This window comes from uncultured Jatrophihabitans sp. (genome assembly GCF_964244045.1).
Classification (GTDB): domain Bacteria; phylum Actinomycetota; class Actinomycetes; order Mycobacteriales; family Jatrophihabitantaceae; genus Jatrophihabitans.
Genome location: NZ_CAXTHK010000001.1, coordinates 155,652 through 181,278 on the forward strand (window position 1 = coordinate 155,652; position 25,627 = coordinate 181,278).

The 25,627-nt window shown below is 69.8% G+C and carries 20 protein-coding genes and 1 pseudogene; 13 read left to right on the top strand and 8 right to left on the bottom strand.

Annotation, left to right across the window (positions count from 1 at the left end; genetic code table 11):
* The first annotated feature begins 8 nt into the window (after positions 1–8).
* Positions 9–698: a response regulator transcription factor gene (locus tag ACFFC4_RS00815; protein ID WP_375496800.1), complete on the top strand. Its 690-nt coding sequence runs from the start codon at positions 9–11 to the stop codon at positions 696–698.
* Between the two features lie 13 nt (positions 699–711).
* Positions 712–1,866 carry a sensor histidine kinase gene (locus tag ACFFC4_RS00820; RefSeq protein WP_375496802.1) on the top strand — a complete coding sequence of 385 codons (1,155 nt, stop codon included), beginning with the start codon at positions 712–714 and terminating at the stop codon, positions 1,864–1,866.
* A gap of 102 nt (positions 1,867–1,968) precedes the next feature.
* Here the strand turns inward: ACFFC4_RS00820 and ACFFC4_RS00825 are convergent, their stop codons facing one another.
* Positions 1,969–2,766, bottom strand: a complete 798-nt coding sequence (locus ACFFC4_RS00825) for an S-methyl-5'-thioadenosine phosphorylase (protein ID WP_375496804.1) — start codon at positions 2,764–2,766, stop codon at positions 1,969–1,971.
* Positions 2,767–2,809: 43 nt separating this feature from the next.
* On the opposite strand from ACFFC4_RS00825, the gene ACFFC4_RS00830 reads away from it, so the two are divergent.
* The 3 genes from ACFFC4_RS00830 (at position 2,810) to ACFFC4_RS00840 (ending at position 4,793) form a co-directional block, all read left to right on the top strand.
* Positions 2,810–3,955 (top strand): acyl-CoA dehydrogenase family protein, encoded by a 1,146-nt coding sequence (locus ACFFC4_RS00830; RefSeq protein ID WP_375496806.1) that lies wholly within the window; start codon positions 2,810–2,812, stop codon positions 3,953–3,955.
* On the top strand, positions 3,956–4,555 hold the full coding sequence (locus tag ACFFC4_RS00835; RefSeq protein ID WP_375496808.1) for a Maf family protein: 600 nt from the start codon (positions 3,956–3,958) through the stop codon (positions 4,553–4,555).
* 79 nt (positions 4,556–4,634) lie between these two features.
* Complete coding sequence (locus ACFFC4_RS00840) at positions 4,635–4,793, top strand: hypothetical protein (RefSeq protein WP_375496810.1); 159 nt, start codon at positions 4,635–4,637, stop codon at positions 4,791–4,793.
* A gap of 3 nt (positions 4,794–4,796) precedes the next feature.
* Here the strand turns inward: ACFFC4_RS00840 and ACFFC4_RS00845 are convergent, their stop codons facing one another.
* The 3 genes from ACFFC4_RS00845 to ACFFC4_RS00855 form a co-directional block, all read right to left on the bottom strand.
* Positions 4,797–6,386: an adenylate/guanylate cyclase domain-containing protein gene (locus ACFFC4_RS00845; protein ID WP_375496812.1), complete on the bottom strand. Its 1,590-nt coding sequence runs from the start codon at positions 6,384–6,386 to the stop codon at positions 4,797–4,799.
* Between the two features lie 212 nt (positions 6,387–6,598).
* The gene (locus ACFFC4_RS00850) at positions 6,599–8,119 is read right to left on the bottom strand and encodes an acyl-CoA carboxylase subunit beta (protein ID WP_375496814.1); all 1,521 of its coding nucleotides are present in this window, start codon (positions 8,117–8,119) and stop codon (positions 6,599–6,601) included.
* A complete protein-coding gene (locus ACFFC4_RS00855; protein WP_375496816.1) occupies positions 8,116–9,270 on the bottom strand; it encodes an acyl-CoA dehydrogenase family protein in 1,155 nt (384 codons plus the stop codon). The genes ACFFC4_RS00850 and ACFFC4_RS00855 overlap by 4 nt, the downstream gene beginning before the upstream one ends.
* Before the next feature lie 58 nt (positions 9,271–9,328).
* On the opposite strand from ACFFC4_RS00855, the gene ACFFC4_RS00860 reads away from it, so the two are divergent.
* Positions 9,329–9,742 (top strand): MerR family transcriptional regulator, encoded by a 414-nt coding sequence (locus tag ACFFC4_RS00860; RefSeq protein ID WP_375496818.1) that lies wholly within the window; start codon positions 9,329–9,331, stop codon positions 9,740–9,742.
* Positions 9,743–9,843: 101 nt separating this feature from the next.
* Here the strand turns inward: ACFFC4_RS00860 and ACFFC4_RS00865 are convergent, their stop codons facing one another.
* Positions 9,844–11,058: an MFS transporter gene (locus ACFFC4_RS00865; protein WP_375496820.1), complete on the bottom strand. Its 1,215-nt coding sequence runs from the start codon at positions 11,056–11,058 to the stop codon at positions 9,844–9,846.
* A 148-nt stretch (positions 11,059–11,206) separates the two neighbouring features.
* Between ACFFC4_RS00865 and ACFFC4_RS00870 the strand changes: the two genes are divergently transcribed.
* Positions 11,207–12,964, top strand: a complete 1,758-nt coding sequence (locus tag ACFFC4_RS00870; protein ID WP_375496822.1) for an acetyl/propionyl/methylcrotonyl-CoA carboxylase subunit alpha — start codon at positions 11,207–11,209, stop codon at positions 12,962–12,964.
* Positions 12,965–13,067: 103 nt separating this feature from the next.
* Here ACFFC4_RS00870 and ACFFC4_RS00875 read toward each other — a convergent pair whose 3' ends face one another.
* Positions 13,068–14,543, bottom strand: coding sequence for a sugar porter family MFS transporter (locus tag ACFFC4_RS00875; RefSeq protein WP_375496824.1), 1,476 nt, complete (start codon positions 14,541–14,543; stop codon positions 13,068–13,070).
* A 135-nt stretch (positions 14,544–14,678) separates the two neighbouring features.
* On the opposite strand from ACFFC4_RS00875, the gene ACFFC4_RS00880 reads away from it, so the two are divergent.
* Positions 14,679–16,160 carry a mannitol dehydrogenase family protein gene (locus ACFFC4_RS00880; RefSeq protein ID WP_375496826.1) on the top strand — a complete coding sequence of 494 codons (1,482 nt, stop codon included), beginning with the start codon at positions 14,679–14,681 and terminating at the stop codon, positions 16,158–16,160.
* Here ACFFC4_RS00880 and ACFFC4_RS00885 read toward each other — a convergent pair.
* Together ACFFC4_RS00885 and ACFFC4_RS00890 are read right to left on the bottom strand one after the other, a co-directional pair.
* Entirely contained in the window at positions 16,151–16,516 is a 366-nt protein-coding gene (locus tag ACFFC4_RS00885; protein WP_375496828.1) for a hypothetical protein, read from the bottom strand. The two genes, ACFFC4_RS00880 and ACFFC4_RS00885, sit on opposite strands and share 10 nt — an antisense overlap.
* Before the next feature lie 20 nt (positions 16,517–16,536).
* Entirely contained in the window at positions 16,537–17,937 is a 1,401-nt protein-coding gene (locus tag ACFFC4_RS00890) for an NAD(P)H-quinone dehydrogenase (protein ID WP_375496830.1), read from the bottom strand.
* Between the two features lie 91 nt (positions 17,938–18,028).
* Here ACFFC4_RS00890 and ACFFC4_RS00895 point away from each other — a divergent pair, with 91 nt between their 5' ends.
* The 5 genes and pseudogenes from ACFFC4_RS00895 (at position 18,029) to ACFFC4_RS00915 (ending at position 25,559) form a co-directional block, all read left to right on the top strand.
* Positions 18,029–18,508 carry a gamma-glutamylcyclotransferase family protein gene (locus ACFFC4_RS00895; protein WP_375496832.1) on the top strand — a complete coding sequence of 160 codons (480 nt, stop codon included), beginning with the start codon at positions 18,029–18,031 and terminating at the stop codon, positions 18,506–18,508.
* A 133-nt stretch (positions 18,509–18,641) separates the two neighbouring features.
* Positions 18,642–19,463 (top strand): annotated as a pseudogene (locus ACFFC4_RS00900) (alkaline phosphatase family protein); the annotation flags it as partial.
* Positions 19,455–21,536, top strand: a complete 2,082-nt coding sequence (locus tag ACFFC4_RS00905; RefSeq protein WP_375497160.1) for a PKD domain-containing protein — start codon at positions 19,455–19,457, stop codon at positions 21,534–21,536. The pseudogene ACFFC4_RS00900 and the gene ACFFC4_RS00905, both read left to right, overlap by 9 nt.
* A 21-nt stretch (positions 21,537–21,557) precedes the next feature.
* Entirely contained in the window at positions 21,558–22,268 is a 711-nt protein-coding gene (locus ACFFC4_RS00910; RefSeq protein ID WP_375496834.1) for a Crp/Fnr family transcriptional regulator, read from the top strand.
* 45 nt (positions 22,269–22,313) lie between these two features.
* Positions 22,314–25,559, top strand: a complete 3,246-nt coding sequence (locus ACFFC4_RS00915; RefSeq protein ID WP_375496836.1) for an ABC transporter substrate-binding protein — start codon at positions 22,314–22,316, stop codon at positions 25,557–25,559.
* Positions 25,560–25,627 lie beyond the last annotated feature (68 nt).

Consider the following 25,627-nt stretch of genomic DNA (forward strand, 5'->3'; position numbering starts at 1 on the left):
ATGACCGCATGGCACAGGTGATGGTCGTGGACGATGACGACACGATCGCGTCCGTTCTGATCACCTACCTGGAGAAGGCGGGGCACACGACCGTCCGCGCCGCCGACGGGCAGCAGGCCCTCGACGCCCTGGCCGGATTGCAGCCCGACCTCATGGTGCTCGACCTCATGCTGCCCAAGGTCGACGGCCTCGAGGTCTGCCGTCAGGTGCGCTCGAGCTGGCCCGAGCTGCCCGTCGTCATGCTGACCGCGCTGGCCGAGCCCGAGGACCGCATCGCCGGCCTCGAGGTGGGCGCCGACGACTACGTCACCAAGCCGTTCTCTCCGCGCGAGGTCGTGCTTCGCGTCGACTCCGTGCTGCGGCGCGCGGGGTCCAGCACGCCGGCCGGGGCCAAAACGATCCTCACCGCAGGCGCAATCACGGTCGACACCGCTGCCCGTCGCGCAGTGAAGGACGGCGCCGAACTCGCGCTCACCGTGCGCGAGCTGGACCTGCTGAGCTTCCTGCTCGCCCACCCCGGACAGGCGTTCGACCGCAAGCAGCTGATGGAGGAGGTGTGGGGCTGGACGTTCGGCGATCAGTCGACGGTCACCGTCCACGTACGCCGGCTGCGCGAGAAGGTCGAGCAGGACCCGACGAACCCCACGCTCATCCAGACCGTCTGGGGCATCGGCTACCGCCTCGAGCTGCCGCAGTGAACGAGTCGGCACGATGAACCTGACGGCGGGCAACGTCGCGCTGGCCCTGCTCTGGACGGTCGTCGCCGGCCTGGGCATGTGGCTGGTGCTGATACCCGTGCGCCGCCGCTCGCTGACCGGCCTGCTCGTCTCGACCGTGCTTACCGGGGCAGCCGCCTCGCAGGGCGCGTTGTGGGGCGGCATGCACGCCATGCTCGTGCCCGAGTGGAGTTGGCGCTCGATGGTGGTGCTTACCGTGCTGTCGGTGGGCGTCACCGGCGTTGCGGCCTATCTCGCCGCCCGCCGGTTCAGCCGCGACGCCGACTCGCTGCGGATGGCCGTGACCGAGCTCGGCGAGGGCCGCATTCCGGCCGCGGCCGGACGCAAGCTGACGGCCGAGAACGAGCAGATCCGCCGAGAGCTGTTCCTGACCGCCACCGCGCTCAACGAGACCCGCGAGCGCGAACGGGCCCTGGAGTCCGCACGTCGCGAACTTGTCTCGTGGGTCAGTCACGACCTGCGCACCCCGCTCGCCGGCCTGCGGGCCATGGCCGAGGCGCTCGAGGACGGGGTGGCCGACGACCCGGAGCTCTACTACAAGCAGATCGGCGCCTCGGTCGAGCGGTTGAACCAGATGGTCGAGGACCTGTTCGATCTGTCGCGCATCCAGGCCGGTGTGGTGTCGCTCGAGTTGCAGAAAGTCTCCCTCGACGACCTCGTGTCGGACTGCGTGGCCGCGCTCGAGCCGGTCGCCTCGGCCAAGAACATCCACTTGACCGGGTCGGTGACGGGCGCGACGGCCGTCAACGGCAGCGGCCCGGAACTCAACCGCGCGCTGACCAACCTGATCGCCAACGCCATCCGGCACACCCGGGCCAGCGGGCACGTCGACGTGCAGGTCAAGGTCACCAGTGTCGGACGGGGCCCGGTGGCCGAGCTGACCGTGCGCGACGAGTGCGGTGGCATCCCCGAGGCCCAGCTCGAGCGGGTGTTCGACGTCGGTTTCCGCGGCCAGAAGGCCCGCACCACCGGCGAGATCAACCGCACGCAGCTCAACGCAGCCGGTGCCGGGCTCGGCCTGGCCATCACCCGCGGCATCGTCGAGGCGCACGCCGGCACGGTCGACGTCGCGAACACCGAGGACGGTTGCCGCTTCCGCGTGCTCCTGCCCCTCACCGCCGCCGCCTGACCCGCTCGTTCTGCGCGCTGACCCGCTCGTTCTGCGCGCTTGTCCGTCGAGATGGTCGTGAATCCGATCGGATTCACGACCATCTCGACGGACAAGCGCGGGTCAGGGCAGGACGTGCGAGTCGGGGAAGCCGCTCGTGTCGCCGCAGATGCAGTCGCCCTGGGCGGCTGGCAACCGCTCAAGCATCGACACCAGCAGAGCCCGCAGCCGCGGCAGGTTGGCGGCGAACTGCTCGAGCACCGCGGCGTGCGTGACACCCTCCCCCGCCTCGACGCCTGCGTCGAGATCGGTGACGAGCGCCAGCGTGGTGTAACAGAGGCCCAGCTCGCGAGCGAGCCCGGCTTCCGGCATCGCGGTCATCCCGATGATCGACCAGCCGTGCGACTGAAATTCCAGTGACTCGGCTCGCGAGGAGAACCGCGGGCCGTTCACAACAACCAGGGTGCCGCCGGCGTGCACGTCCTGCTCCCCGCCGGCCGCCGCGGCGCGGCCCCGCGGGCAGTACGGATCGGCGAAGCTGGCGTGGCCGACGCCCGTCCCGGTGTCGAAGTAGGTGTGTGGCCGGGCCTGCGTGCGGTCGGCGAGCTGGTCGGGGACGACAAGCGTCCCGGTGGGCAGCGACGTGGTCAGCGAGCCAACCGCCGACAGCGAGACGACCTGCCGCACCCCCATCGAACGCAACGCCCAGAGATTGGCGCGGTACGGCACCAGGTGTGGCGCGAAGCGATGGTCGACCCCGTGCCGCGGGACAAACGCAACCGGCCGATCCGCCAACATACTGTGCGTCACGGTATGCGAAGGCTGGCCATACGGCGTCGCGACCTCGTGCTCCTCGGGCTGGTCGAGCAGCGAGTAGAAACCGGATCCACCGATGACGCCGATCGGTTCGTCCACAGTCATAGGCCTATTCTGGCTGGTAGGAACCCACCCGCGGAGGCGCCCCATGGATCGCAAGCACTACGAGCCCGAGCACGAGGCGTTCGGCGACGCTTTTCGCCAGTTCGTGGACAAGGTGATCGTCCCGAACTACCTGGACTGGGAGCGCGCAGGAATCATGCCGCGCGAGATCTTCCAGGAGGCCGGCAAGGACGGGTTCCTGGGGATGGCCGTGCCCGAGGAGCTCGGCGGGGGCGGGGTCGACGATTTCCGGTTCAACCAGATCCTGGACGAGCAGATCGCCTACGCCGGCATCGGTGGCGCTGGTCTGGGCATCAGCCTGCACAACGACATCTGCCTGCCGTACTTCCTGGCGTACTGCACGCCCGAGCAGCAGCAGCGCTGGCTGCCAGGCATCGCCTCCGGTGAGTTGATCACCGCCGTAGCCATGACCGAGCCGGGCGCCGGCTCCGACCTGTCCGGCATCCGGACCAGCGCCAAGCGCGACGGCGAGCACTACGTCGTCAACGGGTCCAAGACGTTCATCACCAACGGCATCAACGCCGACCTCGTCATCACCGCCGTGCGCACCGGCGAGGACCGGCACAAGGGAATCTCGCTGCTCGTCATCGAGCGCGGCATGGCCGGCTTCGAACGCGGACGCAACCTCGACAAGCTCGGGCTGCATTCGCAGGACACCGCCGAGCTGTCGTTCTCCGACGTACGCGTCCCGGTCGAGAATCTGATCGGCGAGGAGGGCGAGGGCTTCAGTTACCTGACCGCGAAGCTGCCCCAGGAGCGTGCTTCGATCGCCGTCGCCGGGGTGGCCGAGGCCCAGGCAGCATTCGACGAGACGGTCCGCTACGTCAAGGAGCGCAAGGCGTTCGGCACGTCGATCGGCGCCTTCCAGAACACCAAGTTCGTGCTGTCCGAGATCATCACCGAGATCGACGTCGCCCAGGCTTTCCTCGATCGCTGCGTCGATCGGTTGACTGCCGGCGAGCTCAACGCCGCGGATGCATCGAAGGCCAAGTACTGGTGCACCGAGCTGCAGGGCCGGGTCGTCGACCGCTGCCTGCAGCTGCACGGCGGCTACGGCTTCATGAACGAGTACCCGATCGCCCGCCGTTACGCCGACGCCCGCGTCACCCGCATCTACGGCGGAACCAGCGAGATCATGAAGACCGTCATCTCGAAGTCGATCGGGCTGTAGTTGAGGTTCGTCCTCGCGTCGGCCTCGCCGGCGCGGTTGGCGACGCTGCGCGCCGCCGGGGTCGAACCCGAGGTGATCGTCAGTGGCGTGGACGAGTCGACGGTGGTGGCCGCCGACACCGGCTCGCTGGTGGCCGCGCTGGCCGATCTCAAGGCCCGAGCCGTCGCCGGCGGGATCGACGGTCCCGCGCTGGTGCTGGGCTGCGACTCGATGCTCGACCTGGACGGGACCGCGCTGGGCAAACCAGGCTCTGTCGACGCAGCGGCCCAGCGCTGGCGCGAGATGCGCGGGCGCACCGGGACGCTGTGGACCGGTCATTGCCTGCTGGACACCGAACGCGGCACGTCGGTGGTCACGTCGGAGGCGACCGACGTCGTCTTCTCCGACGCGACCGACGACGAGATCGCCCGCTACACGGCGACCGGCGAGCCCTCGGCGGTGGCCGGGGCGTTCACACTCGACGGCCTCGGCGGCTGGTTCGTCGAGCGGGTGATCGGCGATGCGCACAACGTCGTCGGGGTGTCGTTGCCGCGGCTGCGGCGCATGCTGCAGGAGCTCGGTCGCGGGCTTCCCGACCTCGGCTGGCCCGCGCCGCACTGAGGACGACGGGGGTGTGGACAACCCTGTGCCGGTTCCGGCGAGCGGCTAATCTGGGCGCAGGAGCCGAAGGGACGCCACCATGCGGAAGATCGACCTGGTCCTTACCGAGGTGCGTGAATTGCGTGTCGACATGCGAGCGATGAATGCCCGCATCGACGCGCTGAACGGCCGGGTGGACACCGTCATCGACGCACTTGCCGACCTACGTTCCGATTTCGGCCGGCATACGCACGACTGAAGCTCAGGCCGTCCAGATGCAGGTCGGCAGGTCGTGACCGCGTAGCATGACCTCTCCCGCGGCGTGCCACGCCGAGCGCTCGGAGTCGCGGGCCTGGTCGATGACGGCTTGGCTGGCCAGCACGTGCTGTCGGACGTCCTTGGCGAGCTCGGTCAGCCGCGCCGCCTCGTTCACCGCGTCGCCGATGACGGTGTATTCGAGCCGGCTCTCGGTGCCGACCTGCCCGGCCACGACCGGACCGGCCGCGACCCCCACGCCGACCTCGACCTCGGCGGATGCGGACACCCGGTCCCGGATCCGACGAGCGGCGCGTAACGCGGCAGAGGCCGGGTCCATCAGCTGCACCGGCGCGCCGAAGACGCACAGCGCTGCGTCGCCCTCGAACTTGTTCAGCAAGCCGCCGTTGGACTCGACCTCGTCGACGACCACCTCGTAGAAGCGGTTGAGCAGCGCGACGAACTCCCCCGGGTCGGTCTCCCGGCTGCGCTTGGTCGAGCCGGTGATGTCGACGAAGACAGCGACGACGTCGCGGACCTCGCCGGACAGCGTGACACCGCTACGCAGCGCCTCCTGCGCCACAGCCGAGCCGACGTGCCGGCCGAACAGGTCCTTGACCCGGTCGCGCTCGCGCAGCCCGGCGACCATGTCGTTGAAACCGCTCTGCAGCAACCCGATCTCGCCCGCGTTCTCGATCGGCGTGCGCACGGCCAGGTCACCGGCGCCCACTCGTTCCAGAGCGTCGACCAGCCCGCGCAGCGGCAGGCCGATGGTACGAGCGGCCAAGGCCGTCGACAGCGCCCCGAGGATCAGGGCAACTACACATACCCCGATGCTGACGCCGATGACGTGTGTCTTGCCGGCCGGTGCGGTGAACACCAGGATCTGGCCGAGGATGGGCAGGGCGCTGGTGAGCAGCCAGATCAGCAGCAGTCGCCAGCGCACGCCGAGCACCGGCGCGCTGCGCGGCGGCGCGGACTCAAGCGCCAGCTTCGCGACCGGGCCGGTGACCCGCTCGACGAGCAGGTAGGTGACGCCGGCCGAACTCAGGCCGGCGAGCACGATGCTGCCGGTGACGGCCACCACCGTCGCCGGTCGCAGGTCGACGAGCGCCGTGGTCACTGCGATCACCGCCGCGCCGAGCGTCCAGAGGATGGCGGCGATATAGGCCATGTCGCGTGGCATGCGTAACGCACGACGGGCGTCCTCGTCGTCTGGGCGGTCACCACGCAACAGCCAGCGCAGCGTGCGTCGCTGTACGAGCGTCGCGGCACTCACGCCCAGCACCACCGTGCCGACGAGCAGAATGGCGGCGACAACGAGGATCACGTGCTGTTGATGCGCGGTGACCCGCGAGTTGATGGCCGCGATGATGAGGGCAAGGACGATCACGCCTATGACGTTCGCGCCGACGGCCAGGGCCGAGATGCCCACAAGGGTGCGCAGCACGAACGGCAGGTTGGCCGCGACATTCGCGACGTCGAGACGGTCGGCATCGGTGCGGCGCACGTACAGGTGCGAGCCGACCCGCGCCTCGACCACCTCGTCGATGACTAGTGGCGGACGCGTGGCGTCGGCGTCGGACGGCGCAACCACACGGCGATTGTCGCGCACCGGTCATCGTCGAGCGAGGCGGAACGGCGCTTACGTCGGGTGGATCACGGCCTGACGCACGCGGCGCCAGCGCTGTAACGGATCCTCGCGGGCAGGCGCTGGACGGCGGCGTAATACGGCCAGGACGGCCGCAACCTGCTCCGCAGACGCGCCGCCGCGGACCTCGAAGTCACATCGAAGCTCGACAACGTCACTCATACCGGCGGCACCCCGTGTCGTTTGTCGGCGAAGTGCCGGTCCTTGCCCACAAGCACCGCGAAGCGGCGCGACAACTCGGCGCGCAGCTCGGACGCCTCGATGACGACGTCGAGTACCAGGTCGGCGGCCAGCCGCAGGATGTCGACGTCCGCCTCGAACTCCGCGCGCCGCTCGGCCACGAACGCGGCCTGCTCGTCGGGGTCCGTGAGCGCGGCGATCTTGTTGGCGTAGACGGCGTTCACCGCGGCCTGCGGACCCATCACGGCAATCTTCGCCGTAGGCAGCGCTATGCAGACGTCCGGCATGAAGCCCGGGCCGTCCATGGCGTAGAGCCCGGCGCCGTAGGCCTTGCGCACGATCACGGAGATCTGCGGGACGGTGGCCTCGGAGACGGCAGTGATCATCTTCGCGCCGTGGCGGATGATGCCCTGCCGCTCGACCTCGCTGCCGATCATGAAGCCAGGGACGTCGGCGAGGTAGAGCAGCGGGATGTTGAACGCGTCGCAGAGCCAGATGAAGCGCGCGCACTTGTCCGCAGAGTCGACGAAGAGCACGCCACCGCGCACCGCGGAGTTGTTGGCCACCACGCCTACCGGCCGACCGTCGATGCGTCCGAAGCCGACAACGACCTCACCGGCGAACAGCGGCTTGACCTCGAAGAACGAGTCGTCGTCGATCAGGCCGTCGATGATCTCGTGGACGTCGAAGGGCACCGACTCGTCGGCGGGCACGCTCTGCTCGGTGAGGGCGAGTGCCGGCGGTGTCGCTTCGACTTCCGGCGCCGGTTCACGCCAGCACGTCGGCAGATAGGAAAAGAAGAGCTGGGCCTGCTCGATCGCGTCCTCGTCGTCGACCGCGAGGTTGTCCCCGCACCCCGATACGGTGGCGTGCATGCGCGCACCGCCCATCTCGTCGAGAGTGACCTTCTCGCCGACGACCATCTCGGCCATGCGCGGCGAACCGAGGTACATCGAAGCGTTGCCCTCGACCATGATGACGATGTCGCAGAACGCCGGGATGTAGGCGCCACCGGCGGCTGACGGCCCGAACAGGCAGCAGATCTGCGGCACCTTGCCCGACAGCGCGACCTGGTTGCGGAAGATCCGCCCGGCCCCACGGCGGCCGGGGAACAGCGCCACCTGATCAGTGATGCGGGCACCTGCGGAGTCGATCAACCAGAAAATAGGCAGTTCTTCGGACAGCGCCCGCTCGGTGATCCGGATGATCTTCTCGACCGTCCGCGCGCCCCACGAGCCGGCCTTCACCGTCGGGTCGTTCGCGACGACGAGTGCTGGGCGCCCGTCGACCAGGCCCTGGCCGGTGACGACACCGTCAGCGGGCAGGCCGGCCGCCAATGCGTTGGCCAGCTGACCGTCCTCGACGAAGCTGCCTTCGTCGACGAGCAGGGCGATGCGGTCGCGGACGTACAGCTTGCCCTGCTGCGCCAGCTTCGCCGCCGCCTTCTCGGGCGGCGCCAGCGTCGAGTCGCGGGCGACCGCGATGTCCTTACTGCTCATGCGACGGGCAAGCCGAGCCCGCGGGCGATGAGCATCCGCTGGACCTCGGAGGTCCCCTCACCGATCTCGAGGATCTTCGCGTCGCGGTAGAACCGGGCCACGGGGTACTCCTCCATGAAGCCGTTGCCACCGAAGACCTGCGTGGCGGTGCGCGTGGCGGTGACCGCGGCCTCGGTGGCGTACAGCTTGGCGATCGACGCAGCCTGCTTGAGCTTGGCCGGCGCGGTGCCGGCGTCCTTCAGCGCAGCGGCCTTGTACGTCAGCAACCGGGCGGCCTCGACCGCGACGGCGAGGTCGGACAGCTGGAACGCCACGCCCTGCCGCGACCCGATCGGGGTGCCGAACGTCGTGCGGCCCTTGGCGTAGTCGACGGAGAGGTCCAGGCAGGCCTGCGCCAACCCGACCGCCAGTGCGGCGATGGCGATCCGGCCGTCGTCGAGCACGGCCAGGAACTGGCGGAACCCGTCGCCGCGGCGCCCGAGCAGGTTCTCCTCCGGCACCCGGCAGTCCTCGAAGGTCAACCCGTGAGTGTCGGAGATGTGCCAGCCGAGCTTCTCGTACGGAGGTTCGACGACGAAGCCGGGCGTGCCGGCCGGCACGATGATCGAAGAGATCTCGTTCTCGGCTGTCTTGGCCGTGACGGTGACCAGCGACGTCATGTCGGTGCCGGAGTTCGTGATGAAGGCCTTGGCGCCGTTGATCGTCCAGTAACCGTCGTCCAGGCTTGCTCGGGTGCGGGTGGCACCGGCGTCGGAACCTGCCTCGGGCTCGGTGAGACCGAAGCCGGCCAGCGCGCGGCCGGCCACGAGGTCGGGCAGCCACGTCTGCTTCTGCTCGTCCGTGCCGTAGGTCAGGATCGGGTTGATGCCCAGCCCGACGCCGGCCTCGAGGGTGATGCCGATGGACTGGTCGACGCGGCCGAGCTCCTCGATGGCCACGCACAGGCTGGTGAAGTCACCGCCCGCGCCGCCGAACTCCTCGGGCACGGCCAGGCCGAACAGCCCGAGGTCGCCCATCTGCCGGACGATCTCCAGCGGCAGGTGGTGGTCGCGGTCCCACTGGGCGACGTGGGGTGCGACCTCGCGCTCGGCGAAGTCGCGCACCACCTTGCGGAAGTTCTCGTGGTCGTCACTGAGCTCGAAAGCGGTCATCGCGGTACTCCCCACGTCAGCCTTGACGTTTACGTAAAGGTAAGGCGACTATAACGGCATGACCGCGACGGACGCCATACCCCGCGACGCGGACCGGACCTGGACGGTCGGGCAGCTCGCCGACGAGCTCGGCGTCACGACCCGCACCCTGCGGCACTGGGAGGCCGAGGGTCTGCTGACGCCCTCGCGCATCGGCCCGAACCGGGTCTACGGCGTGCGCGACCGCGCCCGGCTGCGGCTCATCCTGCGCGGGCGGCGCTTCGGGATGACGGTGGCGGAATGCCGCGAGATCGTCGACATGTACGACGGCGCCGGCTCGTCGGAACGCCGCCAATTGACGACCTTGCTCGGTCGGCTCGACGAGATCGCCGACGACCTCACCCGTCGCCGCGCCGACCTGGACCGCACGCTGCGCGAGGTCACCGACGTCGCGGGGCGGTGCCGCGACCGCCTCGCCGAACTCGCCCACTGACGCCCGCGCCCTCCCGACTTGTCCGCCCTACGACCTGCTCAGACGTGGCTCAGGGCGGACAACTCGCAAGGGGTGGGGAAGTTGTCCGCCCTACGACCCGCTCAGACGTGGCTGAGGGCGGACAACTCGCGGGGGACGGGGAGCGCGACCTGCCGGCGGTCGTAGCGGAACGACGCGACGGCCACGCCCAGACCGAGCAGGGCCAGCACCGCCGCCACCGCGTTGGGTGACGAATAGCCCCAGCCGAAGCCGATGGCGAGACCGCCGAGCCAGGCACCGAGTGAGTTGGCGATGTTGAACGCGGCGTGGATCGAGGCCGACGCCAGATTCGGCGCGCCGCCGGCGATCGTCACGATGCGAGCCTGGATGGCCGGCAGCATCGCCATGCTCGTGAACGGGAAGGCGAAGATCGTGATGGCTGAGGCGATCTTGTCGTGCGAGGTCAGCAGGAAGGCCAGGGCCACCACGACCTCTGCGCCCAATGCCGCGAAGATCGTCGGCATGAGCGAACGATCGGCCAACCGAGCGCCGACCACGTTGCCGGCTGTCATGCCCAGTCCGAAGAGCACGAGCAGCCAGGTGACCGACGAGTCGGCATAACCGGCCACGTGCGTCATCATCGGCGCGATGTAGCTGAAGCTGGCGAACATCGCCCCGCCGCCGATGGTGGCGATGCCGAGCGCGAGCCAGACCGGCGGCGTGCGGAAGACGCGTAGTTCACGGCGCAGGGCCTCCCGTCCGTGGTGCTCGACCGGGACGCGCAAGACGAAGGCGGCGATCAGGGCTGCGCACAGTATTTCGACTGCGGCCACCGCGACGAACACGACCCGCCAGCTGGCGGCCTGGCCGAGCCAGGTCGTCGCGGGGACGCCGACGATGTTGGCGATGGTCAGGCCGGCGAAGACGGCGGCCATCGCCTGGCTGCGACGCTCGGGGACGACCAGCCGGGCGGCCACCACTGACGCGACGCCGAAGAACGCGCCGTGTGGCAGGCCGGCCACGAAGCGCAGCACCAGCACGCTGGCGAAGTTCGGCGCTACGGCCGAGCCCAGGTTGCCGACGGCCAATGCCACGGCCAGGGCGATCAGCAGACCCTTGCGGGGCAGGTGCGACGTCAGGGCGGTGACGGTGGGCGCCCCGACCACCACCCCGAGCGCATACGCCGAGATCAGGTACCCGCCGTGCGGGATGGAGGTGTGCGGGTCGTGGGCGACGTCGGGCAGCAGGCCCAGCATCACGAACTCACCGGTACCGATGCCGAAGCCGCCCACGGCCAGGGTGAGGAGTGCCCGGCGAGCCGGGCTCAATGCAGGCATGGACGAACCTTCGAACGGGAGGTGGGCAATCCCAGTAGAACCGAAAGCGGTTACGGCTTTGTTCCGAGGGCGCCCTGACGCGACGCACCTCACGGCCCGGTAATCTGCGCCGGGGCGTTGTGCCGCCAAGCAATCAGGAGGCTGAACCGTGCAGAAGGTGCTCATCGCGAACCGGGGCGAGATCGCGGTCCGGGTCATCCGGGCCTGCCGCGACGCCGGGTACACCTCGGTGGCCGTGTACGCCGAGCCGGACCGTGACGCGTTGCACGTCCGGGTGGCCGACGAGGCGTTCGCACTGGGCGGCAACACCCCCGGCGACAGCTACCTGGTCATCGACAAGATCATCGAGGCCTGCACGAAGTCCGGCGCCGACGCGGTGCACCCCGGTTACGGGTTCCTGTCCGAGAACGCCGACTTCGCCCAGGCCGTGATCGACGCCGGGCTGACCTGGATCGGCCCGTCCCCGCAGGCCATCCGGGACCTCGGTGACAAGGCCGTGGCCCGGCACATCGCGGCCCGCGCCGGCGCGCCGCTGGTGGCCGGCACCAAGGACCCGGTCGCCGGGGCGGATGAGGTCGTCGCCTTCGCGCAGGAGCACGGGTTGCCGATCGCGATCAAGGCCGTCTACGGCGGCGGCGGGCGGGGCATGAAGATCGCCCGCGAGATGGACGAGGTCGAGGAGCTCTACAACTCCGCTGTGCGCGAGGCCGTCTCGGCGTTCGGCCGCGGCGAGTGCTTCGTCGAGCGCTACCTGGACCGATCCCGGCACGTCGAGGCCCAGGTGCTGGCCGACACCCACGGCAACGTCATCGTGGTCGGCACCCGCGATTGCTCGCTGCAGCGCCGCAACCAAAAGCTGGTCGAGGAGGCCCCGGCGCCGTACCTCACCGACGAGCAGCGCGCCAAGATCCACGAGAGCGCCAAGGCCATCTGCAAGGAGGCCGACTACTACGGCGCCGGTACGGTCGAGTACCTCGTCGGCAACGACGGCGTCATCAGCTTCCTGGAGGTCAACACCCGCCTGCAGGTCGAGCACCCGGTCACCGAGGAGACCTCGGGGATCGACCTCGTCCGCGAGCAGTTCCGCATCGCCGAGGGCGAGAAGCTGCGCTTCACCGAGGACCCGACCCCGCGCGGGCACGCCTTCGAGTTCCGCATCAACGGTGAGGACCCGGGCCGCAACTTCCTGCCCGCCCCCGGCACCGTCACGAAGTACGTCGAGCCGGCCGGGCCCGGCGTGCGCGTCGACTCCGGCATCGAGGGCACCTCTGTCATCGGCGGTGCCTTCGACTCGCTGCTGGCCAAGCTGATCGTCACCGGCGAGAACCGCATCGAGGCCCTCGAGCGGGCCCGCCGGGCCCTGGACGAGTTCATCGTCGAGGGCATGGCCACCGCACTGCCGTTCCACCGCGCCGTGGTGCGCGACCCCGCGTTCGCCACCACCGACGACGAGCCGTTCACCATCTTCACCCAGTGGATCGAGAAGGAGTTCGACAACCAGATCGAGCCCTTCGCCGGTGGCGCCGACGCCGACGAGCCGCAGGCCGCCCGCGAGACCGTGGTCGTCGAGGTCGGTGGCAAGCGTCTCGAGGTCTCGCTGCCCGCCGGGTTCGGCGGCGGCAGCGGGGGCGGCGGCCGCAAGGCCGCGCCCAAGCGCTCGGCCAGCAAGAAGGCCGGCGCTGCGGCGTCCGGCGACTCCCTCACCGCACCCATGCAGGGCACCATCGTCAAGGTCGCGGTCAGCGACGGCGACACCGTCGAGGCCGGTCAGACCATCGTGGTGCTCGAAGCCATGAAGATGGAACAGCCCATCAACGCCCACAAGGCCGGCACCATCACCGGCCTGCAGGCCGAGGTCGGCGCCGTCGTCACCTCCGGCTCGGTCCTCTGCGAGATCAAGGACTAGTCCTTGGACTAGTCCGCCTCCCCGGACTTCACTGTTGTTGTCGCGCCTGAGCGTCTGATGCGGTTACGCCGTCGCCGGTTGTTCCAGCGCTGCGGCCCAGGCCTCAGCGGTCCGCCGATACGCGCTCGGCCGGTTGTTCGTCGTCGGCGGCGAAGTCGGCCGGGCGGAAGCGCCCGTCCTGCAGGTGCGCCTCGATCTTCTCCAGGCTGCGGCCGGTGAGCTCGGGCATCCGACGCCACACGAAGATCCACGCTGCCACGTTGAACGCGGCATAGAGCCACATCGTCTGCCCGACCCCGATGGTGTTGATCACCGTCAGCACCGTCAGGGTGATGAGCATGTTCGTGCTCCACAGCATCGTGGCCTGCACGCTGGTGCCCGCCGAGCGGACGGCCAGCGGGTAGATCTCCGCCCCGGTCAGCCACCCCATGAGCTGCAGCCCGCCGGCGTTGAAGAACATGAACACAATCAGGCAGGCGATGATGAACGGGATGTCGGAGCGGCCGCTGTTGCCGGTGACGAACAGGGTGCCTAGGACCGCCAGTGCCGCTGCCGCACCCGGGATCATCGTGAGGGTGAGGCGGCGGCGCCCGATGCGGTCGACGATGTTCAGCCCGATGATCATCATCACCAGGTAGGTGACACCGAGGGCCACGCTGACCCGCAGTGCGGCCGAGTGCGAGAACCCGTTGTCGGTGAGGATCGTCGGGGCGTAGTAGATGATCATCTCGATGCCGCTGAGCTGGGTGAAGATCGCGATGCCGCAGCCCACGATCAGCGCCGGCCGCACCCACTGCTGGGTGAGGCCGTGCCAGCCGCGTCGGCTCTCCGAGACGCCCCGCTCCTCCTTGTCCAGGTCCAGGATCTCCTGCAGCTCGCTGTCGATGTCGGCGCCGTCCGCACGCACCCGCTTGAGCACCTCTTGTGCTTCGTCGCGGCGGTCGTGCTTGACCAGCCACCGCGGGCTCTCCGGCAGCATCAGCATGACCAGGAACAGCACCACCGCCGGGACGCAGGCCGACCCGACGGACACCCGCCAGGACACGCTCTCGCTGGCGCCGACGAGGGTCGACACGACGATGCCCACGCCGATGCCGACCTGGAAGGTGAGCACCAGGGTGCCGCGGTGCTTCGCCGGCGCGAGCTCGGCGACGTACATCGGCACCGTCTGCGTCGCGCCACCCACGGCGAAGCCGAGGATGATCCGGGCGGCCGAGAGGAGCAGAGCACTCGGCGCCGCGGCCGAGGTCAGGGTGCCGACCACGAAGATGCAGGCCAGGATGAGGACGGTCCGCCGGCGGCCCAACTGCTCAGACAGCCGGCTGCAGATCAGCGCCCCGAGGGCCGCGCCCAGCAGGATGCTGCCGGCGATCACCTGCTCCATGCCGCTGCCGGTGTGGAAGTCCTTGCGGATCTGCAGCAGTGCGCCGGAGATGATGCCGGTGTCGTAGCCGTAGAGCAGCGAGGAGATGGCAGAGACGGCGGCGGCGAGCAGGACCACAGCGGTGAAACGCTGCGACTTGCTGTCGGACCTGCTGTCGGACCTGCTGTCCGGCTTGTTGTCGGCGGTTGCGGACATCAACGCTCCTCGGTGGGGCGGCGGCGGTGCGCAGTGTTACGCACGTCACGCCAGCGTTCCCGGACGGACGCCTCCGCACACACCTGATTTCCGGCAAAGGCGAGAAGCCGGGCCCGAACGGGAAGGACGCAGGTCATGACCGCGTCCAACACCGTTCCGCAGCTGTCCGCGGCGTCGCTGCCCGAGCTCGCCCCGGACATCGACGCACCGTGTTACGACCGGACGAAGGTCCAGGTCGGCATCGTGCACTTCGGCGTGGGCGGCTTCCACCGCGCCCACCAGGCCACCTACCTGCACCGGCTCATGCAGCGCGGCCAGGCCCTGGACTACGGCATCTGCGGAGTCGGCCTGCTGGCCGGTGACGCCCGGATGCGTGACGTCCTGCACTCGCAGGACGGGCTGTACACGGTGATCGAGCAGGCCGCGGACGGCACCCGGACGGCCCGCGTGGTGGGGTCGATCGTGCGCTACCTGTTCGCCCCGGACGACCCGGCGGCCGTCCTCGACGCCCTCACCGACCCCGCTGTGCGCATCGTGTCGATGACCGTGACCGAAGGCGGCTACTGCCGGGACCCGCACGGCGACTTCGACCCCGACCACCCGGACGTCCGTGCTGACCTGGCCGGCACCGACGCCCCGCACACGCCGTTCGGCCTCGTCGTCGACGCGCTCGCCCGGCGCCGGGCGCAGGGCACGGCCGCGTTCACGGTGCTGTCCTGCGACAACGTGCCGAACAACGGCCGGATCGCCCGGGACACCGTCTGCGGTTTCGCGGCGCTACGCGACAACGATCTCGCCGACTGGATCCGCGAGTCGGTGTCGTTCCCCGCCTCGATGGTCGACCGCATCACCCCGGCCACCGCGGACTCCGACCTCGACGAGGTTGCCGACCGGCTCGGCGCCCGCGACGAGTGGCCCGTGCTGTGCGAGTCCTTCACCCAGTGGGTCGTTGAGGACGAGTTCCCGACCGGCCGCCCGCCGCTCCAGGACGTCGGCGTCCAGCTGGTCGACGACTCCGAGCCGTACGAGACGCTCAAGCTGCGGCTGTTGAACGGCGGGCATCAGGCCCTGGGTTATCTGGGCGCGCTCGCCGGACACCGCTACGTCGACGACGCCGCCGGTGATCCGCAGCTGAGCTCGTTCTTCACGGCCTACACCGACGAGGTCATCCCGACCCTGCCGGCCGTCGAGGGCATCGATGTCCCGGCCTACCGCGACGAGCTGCTCGAACGCTTCGGCAACCCCGCGGTGCGCGACACCCTGGAACGCATCTGCTCCTACAGCTCCGACCGGATCCCCACGTTCGTGCTGCCTGCGCTGCGGGACAACCTCGCGGCTGGCCGCGATGTGCGGGCTGCGGCGCTGCTCCTCGCGGCCTGGGCGCGCTACTGCGAGGGCGCGGCCGACGACGGGACGCCGCTGGAACTGGTCGACCCGCGCGCCGACCAGCTTCGGGAGACGGCCGACCGGCGCACGAAGGACCCGCTGGCCTTCCTGCGCGACCGCTCGCTGTTCGGTGATCTCGTCGACGACGCCCGGTTCACCGACCACTACGCCACGGCACTGGATTTGCTGGTCACCCGCGGTGCGACGGCCACCTGCGGCGATTACACCTGATCTTCGCGCTTCGCCCTGATGCGATCGATGATCTCGCCGCGCCGGCGGGCCAGCGTCGCCATCTCCTCGGTCCGGCGGCGCACCGCGTCCTCGTCCACGCCCAAGGTGAAGACCATGGCCCAGCCACCGTCGCCCTCGAGCTCGGGGATGCGCTCGACGAGCCGCTCCTGCTCGACGTGGTGCGTGCCGGTGAAGGAATGGTCATCATCGACCACGGCCACGAGCACGTGCCCGTCGGGCACCTCGGGCAGCGCAGCGACGATGTGTTCGGCGTGGTCGGCGAACACCGCCGCTGCGTCGACGGTGCGCCCGGCTCGATCCCGGGCTTCGGGCGAGAGGTCGCCGTGCATGGCCATGGGGTCCTCCTCTAGGAACGTCAGGTGAGGTCGTCATGCAGCATCAACCGGCGGGCGGCCTCGGCGATCGAACCGGACAGCGCCGGATAGACCCCGATTGTTCCCGCCAGGTCGTTGACCGTGAGCCCGCGCTGCACGGCGAGCGTCAACGGAAAGATCAATTCCGACGCGGCCGGGGCAACGACGACTCCACCGATCACCGCACCGGTGGCCGGGCGGCAGAACAGCTTGACGAAGCCCTCCTGATGGCCCTGCATCTTGGCCCGCGCGTTGGTGGACAACGGCAGGGTGACAGACCGGGCCGGCACCTCGCCGGACTCGATGGCCTGCGACCCGATGCCGATCGTCGCGATCTCGGGGTTGGTGAAGATGTTGGCCGCCACCGTCTTCAACCGCAGGGGCGCGACGGCCTCGCCGAGCGCGTGCCACATGGCGATTCGGCCCTGCATACCGGCGACCGAGGCCAGCAGCAGCACGCCCGTGCAGTCACCGGCGGCATAGATCGACGGCACGTTCGTGCGCGACACCCGGTCGACGCCGATGTAACCACGCTCGTCGAGCTCGACCCCGACGTGCTCGAGTCCGAGCCCATCCACGTTCGGCACCGAGCCCACACACATCAGCGCGTGCGAACCGTGCACCTCGCGACCGTCGGCAAGCTCGACCACCACGCCGTCGTCGGTGCGGCGAACTGCGGCAGCACGAGCCTGCTTGACCAACGTTCCGCCGCGCTGGGTGAACACCTTCTCGATGACGTCGGCGGCATCGGCGTCCTCGTTGGGCAGCACACGGTCGCGGCTGGAGACGAGGGTGACGGGCACGCCGATCTCGCTGTACGCACTGGCGAACTCCGCACCGGTGACGCCGGACCCGACCACGACCAGGTGCTCGGGAACGTCGGCGAGGTCGTACATGTCGCGCCAGGACAGGATGCGTTCGCCATCCGGGACGGCGGTGGGCAGCACGCGCGGCGTGCCGCCGGTAGCGAGCAGTACGACGTCGGCCTCGACCGCCTCCGACACCGATCCGTCGTCGCCCACCACCTCGAGGCGGTGTGCCCGAGCGGGCTGCTCGGGGGCGAACCGTCCTCGGCCGGCGACGACGCTCACGCCCTCACGGATGAGTCGTTTGGTGATGTCGTCGGACTGCTGCTGGGCGAGGTCCTTGATGCGCCGGTCGACCTTGCCGAAGTCGACCAGCACCTCGCCCGAGCTGCCAACGCCGACGCGGGGCGCATCGCGCAGGGCCGTGACGCGGTCGCTGGTGGCGATGAGCGTCTTGCTGGGCACGCAGTCGGTGAGCACGCAGGCGCCACCGATACCGTCGCGGTCGATCACCGTCACCTGCGCACCGAGTTGCGCGGCCACCAGCGCCGACTCGTATCCGGCCGGTCCGCCACCCACGATCACGATGCGCATCACCACACTATTGTCCCCGCTCCAGAAACCCACTCCCAGCGTCAGGTAGGTACGCTCCCCCGGACCGGTCCGCCGCGAGCAGTGCGGTGGCGGCGTGAGGAGCACGGTGAGCGGTTCGTCCGGCGGGCTGTACGCGGCCTACGGCTCCAACATGGACCCCGAGCAGATGCTCGAGCGTTGCCCGCACTCCCCCGCCGCCGGCACCGGCTGGCTCACCGGCTGGCGGCTCACCTTCGGCGCCGAGGAGCACGGCTGGGACGGCGCGCTGCCGATGATCGTCCCGGACTCAGCTGGGCAGGTTTTCGTGGCGCTGTACGAGGTGTCGACGCAGGACCTCGCGCTCCTCGACTCGTGGGAGGGCGCCGACACCGGCCTGTACAGCCGCATCAAGCTGCGCGTCTCGACGCTGGAGGCTGACGTCCTGGCCGCCGGCTACATCCTCGATGGCTACGAGGGCGGCCTGCCCTCCGCCCGGATGATCGGGTTGATCGCCGACGCCGCCGAGGCGGCCGGCGCACCCACCGAGTACGTGGACGAACTGCGCGCCCGGCCCTGCCGCTCGCTCGGCGAGTAGCCGGGACCACAGCCTCTGTAGGGACTACAGCCTCTCGCCGTTGTCGGAACGACGGGCTACGTTCCTCGCATCGTCTGGGTCCGGGGGGAACTCGATGCGCAGGTCTTTCGTCGCCGCAGTATTGGCCGCAGTGTTGCTGGTGCCTGCGCTGCTCGCCGTTCCGGTCGCCGCAGGCGCGTCGGCCGCGGGTTCGTCCGGCGTCCCGCACTTCGACCACGTCGTGGTGGTCGTCGAGGAGAACCACGCAGAAGGCGGGATCATCGGCAACGCGAACGCGCCGTACATCACCTCGCTGGCCCAGCAGAATGCCAACTTCACCCAGTCCTACGCCGAGACCCATCCCAGCGAACCGAACTACCTCGCGTTGTTCTCCGGCTCGACGCAAGGGCTCACCGACGACAGCTGCCCGCACTCGTACTCGGCCCCGGACCTCGGCTCGTCGGCGCTCGCGGCGGGCGTCGGTTTCACCGGCTACTCCGAAGCTCTACCGTCTGCCGGCTACACCGGCTGCGGCAGCGGCACGTACGCCCGCAAGCACAACCCATGGGTGAACTTCCCGGCAGTGCCTGCGAGCGCCAACCAGCCCTTCGATGCTTTCAGCGCACTCTCCCCCAATTACTCCCAATTGCCAGGCGTCTCGTTCGTGATCCCCAACCTCACCCACGACATGCACGACGGGACGATCGCGCAAGGCGACACGTGGCTGCAGCAGAACCTCGACGGCTACATCACCTGGGCCAAGACGCACAACAGCCTGTTCATCCTCACCTTCGACGAGGACGACGGCGGTGCGGCGAACCGCATCCCGACGATCTTCGCCGGGCAACGGGTGGCACCCGGCACCTACGCCGAGCCGATCAACCACTACAACGTCCTGCGGACGATCACCGACGCCTACGGTCTGGCCGCCCCAGGCAACGCCGCCACGGCCACGCCCATCACGGACGTGTGGTCGGCCCCGGCCGGTGACACCCCGCCGACCGCGGCGTTCACGAGCTCGTGCACCGGTCAGACCTGCAGCGTCGACGCGTCGGCCTCTGCCGATCCCGACGGCACGATCGCGAGCTACAGCTGGACCTTCGGCGACGGTACGACCGGGTCGGGCAGGACGACGACCCACACCTACGCCGCCGGCGGCAGCCACGCGATCACGTTGACCGTCATCGACAACCAGGGTGCGTCCGGCGCGGTCGCCCACTCCGTGACGACAACCGCACCCGCCGGCGCCGCTTTCGTCTCTGACACCTTCAACCGCACCACCGCGAACGGCTGGGGCGCTGCCGACGTCGGCGGGGCTTACACGGTGCTCGGCACGGCCGCGGACTTCTCGGTCGCGCCGCGTGCGGGTGTCCTCCGGCTCGCGAAGGTCGCCGCCACCCACACCGTTTACCTGCCGACGGCCACGAGCACCGACACCGATCTCGTGGCTACCGTGGCTCCGGACAAGGTACCGGTCGGTGGGCCGATCTACTCCCACTTGACCGGTCGACGGGTCGGCGCCGGGAACGAGTACGACGCTCGTTTCACTCTCACCGCCGGCGGCCAGGTCAATCTCTCCCTGGTCCGTCTCGTCGGTAACGTCGAAACGTCGTTGACGCCTGACACGACCGTCTCGGGCCTGACCTACGCGGCCGGCACCGGAGTGTCCGTTCGCCTGCAGGTAACCGGAACCGCGCCTACGACGTTGCGGGTGCGCGCGTGGAGGACGGGGACCAACGAACCCAGCACGTGGAACACCTCGGCGACCGACGCGACAGCCGCCCTGCAGGCCAGTGGCGCCGTCGGGTTGACGGAGTACCTGTCGAGCAAGGCCACGAACGCGCCGATCGCCGTGTCGGTACCGACCCTGACCGCGACGTCAACCACCTCGACGCCCAACACTGCGCCGGTCGCCGCATTCACCTCAGCCTGCACGCAGCTGTCCTGCTCACTCGACGGCTCCGCCTCGTCAGACACCGGGGGGTCGATCGCGGGCTGGGCGTGGGACTTCGGCGACGGCGCCATCGGGTCCGGCGCTCGCACCAGCCATGCCTGGGTCACGGGAGGCACCTATTCCGTCACCCTCGTCGTCACCGACGACCACGGCGCCACCGCGAGCATCCAGCACAGTGTCACGGTGACGACACCTCCGCCGGAGCAGCCGCCGTCGGCCGCGTTCATGTCGACGTGTTCGGCACTGTCGTGCACGTTCGACGGTTCGGGATCGAAAGACGGTGACGGCGATCCGGTGGTGGCCTGGGCCTGGGACTTCGGCGACTCGACCACCGGCTCCACGGCGACGCCGACGCACGCCTTCGCGACCGGCGGCACGTATTCGGTTCGTCTCGCCGTCACCGACGACGACGGCGCCACGGCCTCGGTGACGCATGCAGTCACTGTCGCCTCAGGACCGACTGTCCTTGCCTCGGACACCTTCGCGCGCACCGTGTCCGGCGGGTGGGGAAATGCTGCGATCGGCGGGGCCTGGAAGATCGCGGGTACCGCAGCAGACACATCCGTCGCCCCGGGTGCGGCGTCGATGAATCTGGCCACCGGACAGACGATCTCGGCTTACCTGCCCTCGGCGTCCGGTTCGGCCGCCGATCTGACGACCGATTTCATGCTGAGCAAGCTCCCCACGATCGGGCCGGCGTACCTGACTGTCGTGGTGCGCCGCGTGGGCACGGCCGAATACGCCGCGCGACTGACGGTCGCAGCGAGCGGCGCGATGAACCTGTGGCTCGTGAGGGTCGTCGGCGGCGTCGAGACGTACCTGACACCCGAGACGCGGGTGGCCGGCCTCACCGTGGTGGCCGGCAGCCGGTTGGCCGTGCATGTGCACATCGCCGGGACGAGTCCGACCACGTTCCAGGCACGGACGTGGCTGTTGTCCGGCACCGAGCCGAGCACCTGGGGTGCGAGCACCACCGACTCGGCCGCTGGACTCCAGGCGGCAGGATACCTCGGGGTACGGTCTTATCTCTCCAGCCGAGCGACCAACGGCCCGCTCATCGTGTCCTTCGGGCCGCTGCGAGCCACCGCAAGCTGAGACCAGGGCTGTGCGCGCGGGATGACGACATCGCGACCGGGCGACGCCGGCTTCATCGAAGCGGTGTTCTCGACCACGTCGTTCCTCGGCATGCTGGGCGGCGAGGATCGCAGCGCCCTTCTGGCGGCATGCCGAGTTCAGGAGTTCACTGTCGGTCAGCCGATCTTCCTCGAGGGCGGGTTGGACGAGCGGGTGGCCGTGCTGCTGAGCGGGCGCGTCAAGCTGGAGGCGCACGCCGTCTCGGGACGCAAGGTGCTGCTCGGCTTGCGTGGGCCCGGTGACCTGCTGGGTGAGATGCGGGCATTCGACGGACAGGGGCGTTCGGCTCGCATCGGCCCGACGGACGACGTCGTTGCCGGGGTTGTCCCGATGGAACGGTTCCGCACGCTGGTCGGCGAGCACCCGCAGATCGCCCTCGCCGCATTGCGCGTGCTCACGGGGCGTCTGCGTGAGGCGGACCGTCGTCGGCTCGACCTGGGCACGAACGACGCCATCGGCCGCGTGTGTGCGTGCCTGCTCGATCTTGCGCAGCAGTACGGGACCCCCGTCCGCGACGGAGTCGAGATGGCCTCTCCGCTGACCCAGGAGGAGCTCGGAACGTGGGCTGGGATCTCGCGGCCGGCGACCGCGCGAGCCCTTCGCCGCTTGCGCGAGGACGGGGTGGTCGAGCAACGCGGCCGACACCTACGAGTGAACGACGTGACTGCGCTGGTTCGGCTCGCCGATCGCTGACGTCAGCACGCCGCGGAACCCTCGTCAGCCGTGCACACTGCTCGCATGCACGTCGGGGACGCGGGTGACACGGGGGACGACGCCGGGGTGGGTCCCGGTCGCGTGCTGCGCGCCTTCCTCGTTGCCGACATCCGCGGCTACAGCACCTTCGCCGAGCTTCGGGGCATCGAGGCGACGGCTGCGCTGGCCGGTCGCTTCGTCGACATCGCCGCCAAGACCGTGGCCGAGCACGACGGCGTGGTGTCCAGCATCCGCGGTGACCAGGTGCTCGCGGTGTTCGAGTCACCGCGAGGCGCGCTGACCGCCGCCCTCGAGTTGCAGCGCAGGCTGCTGGCCGCCACCCGGGCAGACCCCTCGCTACCGCTGCCGGTGGGCGTCGGGCTCGACCTCGGCGAGGCACTGTACGTCGAGGGTGAGTGGAGTGCGACTGCGGTCAACGTCGCCGCCCGGTTGTCCGACAAGGCTGCGGGTGGAGAGGTCCTAGTCACCGCAGGCCTCATCGACGTCGTGGGCCGGCTCGACGGCGCCCGCGTCACCACTCGGCGCGGTACGACGGTGAGCGGTGCCACCGTCCTGAAGGGGATCGCGCGTCCGGTCCGCGTCCTGCGCGTTTCCTCCGCTGATCTCGACAGCACCGTCGAGCTGCGCCAGCTGGGCCTCGCGCGCGCTGCTGCGCCGGTCCGTCGGCCACGTCGCCGGGCGCTCATCCCGCTGATCGCCGTTCTCGTCCTGGCTGCCAGCGCGGTCGTTGCGACGGTTCACGCCCACACGACGCACGACCACCGTGGCGCGTCGCGGCTCGTGACCAACTCGCTCGGCGGGTTCGACGCGACGACCGGCGCGCGCGTGGCCGACGTGCGGTTGGGCGTTGCGCCGAGTGCGCTCGCTGTCGGGGCCGGCGCTGTGTGGGTGGTGAGCGCATCGGACAACACCGTGACCCGGGTGCCCGGAACAGATGCGGGCGACCCGACGGTCAGCGTGCAGGTCGGTGCGCAACCGGGAGCGGTGGCCGTGGGGTATGGAGCCGTCTGGGTCGCCAACTCCGCAGCTCGCTCGGTGTCCCGCGTCGACGCCGCTGCCGTCCCCAGAGTCACGGACACCGTGGGGGTGGGCGGCAATCCGAGCGCGATAGCCGTGGGACACGACCGGGTGTGGGTCGCGAACGAGCTGGACGGGACCGTCAGCGTCATCGATCCCTATCCTGCATCAGATGGGCTTTCCTCGGATGGGCCCTCGTCGAACGGCGTCGTCGACCGGGTCGTCGCAACGATCCCGGTCGGGTCGCAGCCCGACGCGATCGTGGCCGACGGCGACGGCGTCTGGGTCGCACTCGGCGCGACCGCGAGCGTTGTGCGGATCAACCCCTCGTCGTTGCAGGTCGAGGCCTCCGTCGGCGTCGGCAACGGTCCGGGTGCGCTCGCCGTGGACCGCAGCGGTGTGTGGGTGGCCAACGCCATTGACGGAACGGTCAGTCACGTCGACGCCCGGACCGTCGCCGTCGATCGCACGGCGCGCGTGGGGCGGGCACCTGATGCGCTGTGCGTCGTCGGTGGCGACCTGTGGGTAGCCAACCGCGACAGCGACGACCTCCGCCGACTGAACGGTTCGACGGCCACCGTCCGCCGCGTCGTACCCCTGACGCAGTCACCGGTGGGATTGACTGCCGGCGACGGTCGGCTCTGGGTGGCGGTGGGCGAGTCGAGTTCCGCCCACCGCGGGGGGACGTTGCGTGTGGTGGGGTCCGCCGACCTACACACCCTCGACCCGGCTCGCGGATACTCCACTCTCGCGTGGAGTGTCGAGTCGATGATCCATGATGGGCTGGTCACGTTCCAGCGCACGGCGGGACCGTCGGGCGGGATCGTGGTGCCGGACCTGGCAGTGCGGCTGCCGCAGATCAGCCGAGACGGGCTGAGCTACACCTTCCAGCTGCGTCCTGGCCTTCGATACTCGAACGGGACGCCGGTGCGGGCCTCCGACGTCCGCGCCTCGTTCGAGAGGTTGCTCCGATCGGCAGACGTCCCGCCGTACTACGGCAAGATCGTCGGCGCGTCCGCCTGCTCGCCGACCCGGATCACCTGCGACCTGTCCCGCGGCGTCCGCACCGACGATTCCACCGGCACCGTGCAGCTCCGCCTGTCGGCGCCCGACCCGGACCTGCTCGACGAGCTGGCCGTTCCGTTCGCGTCGATCCTGCCGGCAGGCACGCCCGCCGCCGACCTCGGCCTGTCGGCGCGGCCGAGCACCGGACCGTACGTGCTCTCGTCCTCGTCGCCGACCACTGTGACCCTGGTGCGCAACCGGCGTTTCGTCCCCTGGTCGGACGTGGCCCAGCCGCCCGGTCGGCCCGACCGCATCCTCGTCACGTACGCGCTTACGTCGGGCGAGAACACTGCCGACGACGCAGCACGCGCGACATTGGCCGGCCGGTTCGACTGGTCGGCCGACCCGATCGGGCCGACGCAGCTCTCCGTCCTGCTCAAGACGCGTGCGTCGCAACTGCGGGAGTTCCCCGACGGGTCGGTGCACTATTCCTTCTTGAACTCGACCCAGGCACCGTTCACGGACGTTCGCGTACGTCGGGCCGTCAATCTTGCCGTGGATCGTCAGGCCGCGGTCCGGGCGTTCGGGGGCGCGGCGGTCGGTACGCCGACCTGTCAGATCCTGCCCCCGTCGTTGCCCGGGTACCGGCCGAACTGCCCGTACACCGCCCGGCCGGACCGCTCCGGCACATGGTCGGCGCCGGCCCTCGGTCCGGCACGTGCGCTGGTCCGGCAGGCGCACGCCACCGGCGCGCGGGTGGCGGTGTACGTCCCTTCCGGGCAGGACGCGGCCGGCCGGGTCCTGGTGAACGCCATGACGGCGGTCGGTTTGCGGGCCCGCCTCGTAGCCGTCCAGGGTTCGGGACAGGCCTACTACGACTACATCCTCACGCCCGCACACCACGTGCAGACCGGGCTGGAGGGTTGGGTAGCGGACTACCCGTCACCGTCGAACGTGTTCGGGCCGCTGCTGCGCTGCGATTCGCGCACCACGATCGACAACCTCGACGAGTCGCTGTTCTGCAACCCTGGCATCGATCGCGCGATGGACGCTGCCGCGGCTCTCCAGACCACCGATCCGACGACGGCCGGGGCCCGGTGGGCCGACGTCGATCGGGCCATCACGGCGCTGGCCCCGTGGGTGCCGCTGACGAACGGCATCGTGTACAACGCGGTGTCGCGGCGGCTGGGCAACTTCCAGGCGCACCCCGAGTTCGGCATGCTGATCGATCAGGCGTGGGTCCAGTGAGCTGCCGTCGGCCGGACTGTCTCATCTGAGACAGACAAGGTCTCCCGCCGTCTGTTTCGATTCGCGCG